Source organism: Desulfovibrio sp. 1188_IL3213, from assembly GCF_036763145.1.
In the GTDB taxonomy this organism is placed as follows: Bacteria; Desulfobacterota; Desulfovibrionia; order Desulfovibrionales; family Desulfovibrionaceae; genus Desulfovibrio.
In genome coordinates this window covers 1-2,608 of sequence record NZ_JBAIYR010000330.1, presented here as the reverse complement: position 1 = coordinate 2,608, position 2,608 = coordinate 1, and the positions used below count along the sequence as shown (strand labels likewise).

Below are 2,608 nucleotides of genomic sequence, written 5' to 3'. Positions count from 1 at the left end.
AGAGCAGTTAACGAATGAAATGAGTTAACTGCTCTGCAAGGATTTTCTTGAAAATCCTTGCCACGAAATGCGAGAAGGCAGGCTTTTGCCTGCCGTAAGCGAGCATTTCAAGTGTTAAATGCTCTAGTGACGAGCACGAGGTATTCGGAGCAATCCCCTCAACTGCATAATGACCGAAGCCGATATCTTGGCGAGATTCGTGGCCGCCGGTGGTCTGTGCAGCTGTTCTGTAATGTCAGGGTGAAATTGCCCTGTAAAAGTTTTTGGTGGAGAGAGCGCGAGAGAGGCCCCTTTTTGAAAAAAGGGGCCTCTCTCGCAATGAATTATTAAAAAAGGATTACTGGCAGGAAACTACAATTCCGGCGGCAGTTCCTGAAGTTCTTTCCAGGTGAACACCGGGCCGTCCACGCAGACATAGCGCCCGCCGATGTTGCATCGGCCGCAGATGCCGATGCCGCACTTCATACGCTTTTCCAGTGTGGTGACGATGTTTTCCGGAGCAAAGTTCAGTTTTTCCAGAGCCTGCACCGTAAACTTGATCATGATGGGCGGCCCGCAAAGCACGGCCACGCAGTTTTTGGGGTCGGGATTCAGTTCGGTGAGCACGTTGGGGATAAGGCCCACCTTGTGTTCCCAGCCCTCAAAGGGCGCGTCGATGCAGAGCGTGCAGTCCAGGTCGTCGCGGCGCAGCCATTCTTCGGCTTCGTAGCTGAAGGCCATGTCGCGCGGGGTGCGCGCGCCGTAGAGCAGGCTCACCTTGCCGTAGTCCTTCCTGTTTTCCAGCACGTGCAGCATGATGGTGCGGATGGGCGCCATGCCGATGCCGCCGCCCACAAAGAAGACGTCCTTGCCCTTCCAGTCGTTGTAGGGAAAGAAGTTGCCCAGCGGCGCTCGCACACCCACCTTGTCGCCGGGCGACAGGCGGTGGATGGCTGCGGTTACTTCTCCGGCCTGCATGACCGAGAATTGCAGATAGTCTTTCTGTGACGGCGGCGAGTTGATGACAAAGGTGGATTCACCTGAGCCGAAAACAGAAAGCTGCCCCACCTGACCTGGCTCATGAACAAAGTTTTTCATGGCTTCGGCATCGTCCAGCACCACGCGCAGGGTGCGGATATTGCCGGTTTCCTGAATAACTTCAGCCACGGTGGCTGTCATAGGCAGATAGGGGTTGCCTGTGGGTTGCGGACGGGCCGTTATTTCACGCAGCATGCCGCCCCTGGCCGGGGCCTTGGGGGCGGTTTTGGCAGCGGCAGCCGCCGGGGCGTTTGGTTCGGTCCGGACTTCAGCGGCCTTGGCTGCGGGGGCGGCCGCCTTGGAGCCGCCCTTGGCCTGGACGGTATTTTTTTTGGTAGCCATGTCTGCTCCTACTCGGCTTTGTCTTGCTTGGCTTCCAGCGCTGCCAGCACAATGGCGCGGATGTCCAGACAGACGGGGCAGTTGCTGATGCACCGGCCGCAGCCGCTGCAAGAGAACGAACCCCAGTTTTCAGGATAGGTGGAGTACTTGTGCGAAACCCGGTTGCGCATGCGCAGGGCCTTGGTGGTGCGGGGGTTATGCCCGCTGGCCTCGCGCGTGAACAGGGAAGACATGCAGTTGTCCCAGCTGCGCAGGCGGCGTCCGCCCTTTTCGCTCAGCCCTTCGCCCTCGTCCGTGATATTGAAGCAATAGCAGGTGGGGCAGAAGTAGGTGCAGGCACCGCAGGACAGGCAGCGGTCGGTCTGGTTTTGCCAGAACTCCACATCCGTGAACATGGCCGCCAGCTTTTGCGGGGCCTCTTTGATGTTGGGGGCAGGCACAAGGCTGGCCCAGGCCGCCTTGCGCACTTCCTCCACCTTGGCGAAGCGGTCGCCGCCGTCTTCGAGCGAAGAGGCGGAAAGCAGCGCTTCGCCCTTGGGCGTAATGGCCTGGAGCACATAGCCGCCCTCGATTTCGGTCATGAGAATGTCCGAACCTTCGGGGGAGGTGGGGCCGCCGCCAACCCAGTGGCAGAAGCAGGTATTGCAGCCCGAATTGCAGGTAAGGCTGATGACCGTAAGGGCATCGCGCCTGGCCCTGTAATAGGGGTCGGCAAAGGGGCCTTTAAGGTAGGGCCGGTCAAGGATGGCGTAGCCGCGCGCATCGCAGGGGCGGGTGGCAAAAACCACGGTGGCTTCTGCCTGCGGGGTATCGTCCACCTGTATGGAGACGCGGGACGGATTTTCCGGATCTTTGCTTTTTTTGTAGCTTACCAGGGTTTCACACTGGGGCAGCACGGCTTCCTTGGCGGGCACGGTGGCTTTTGCAAGGGTAAAGGGCTTGCCTTCCTCCCAGGCTTCAAAGACCACGGAGCGTTTGGCCGCGGGCTTTTCCACGGGAACAAGCACGCGGTTGCCCTGTTGCGAGAGAAAGGCCAGAAAGGCGGGCAGGCCGTCGGGGGTTACAAAGCGGGTCATGCTCATTTCCAGTCCCTCTCATGGATGTTCTTTTCTTCCACTTCATAGCCCAGAAGCGGCGGCACGGCCTCGGCATTGAGGCCCGCCTTGTAGCCGTCAAAGAGCTGACTCACAGCCCGGGCGATCTGCTGGCGCAGGGCCAGGATGGGAATGCCCACGGGGCAGGCCCGCTG

At 59.6% G+C, this 2,608-nt stretch carries 2 protein-coding genes; both read right to left on the bottom strand.

Annotated features, from left to right (window positions below; genetic code table 11):
• Positions 1–351: 351 nt before the first annotated feature.
• Positions 352–1,212 carry an FAD/NAD(P)-binding protein gene (locus tag V6C16_RS11010; RefSeq protein ID WP_333543216.1) on the bottom strand — a complete coding sequence of 287 codons (861 nt, stop codon included), beginning with the start codon at positions 1,210–1,212 and terminating at the stop codon, positions 352–354.
• A gap of 155 nt (positions 1,213–1,367) precedes the next feature.
• Positions 1,368–2,441, bottom strand: a complete 1,074-nt coding sequence (locus V6C16_RS11005) for a 4Fe-4S dicluster domain-containing protein (protein WP_333535264.1) — start codon at positions 2,439–2,441, stop codon at positions 1,368–1,370.
• Between the last annotated feature and the right edge of the window lie 167 nt (positions 2,442–2,608).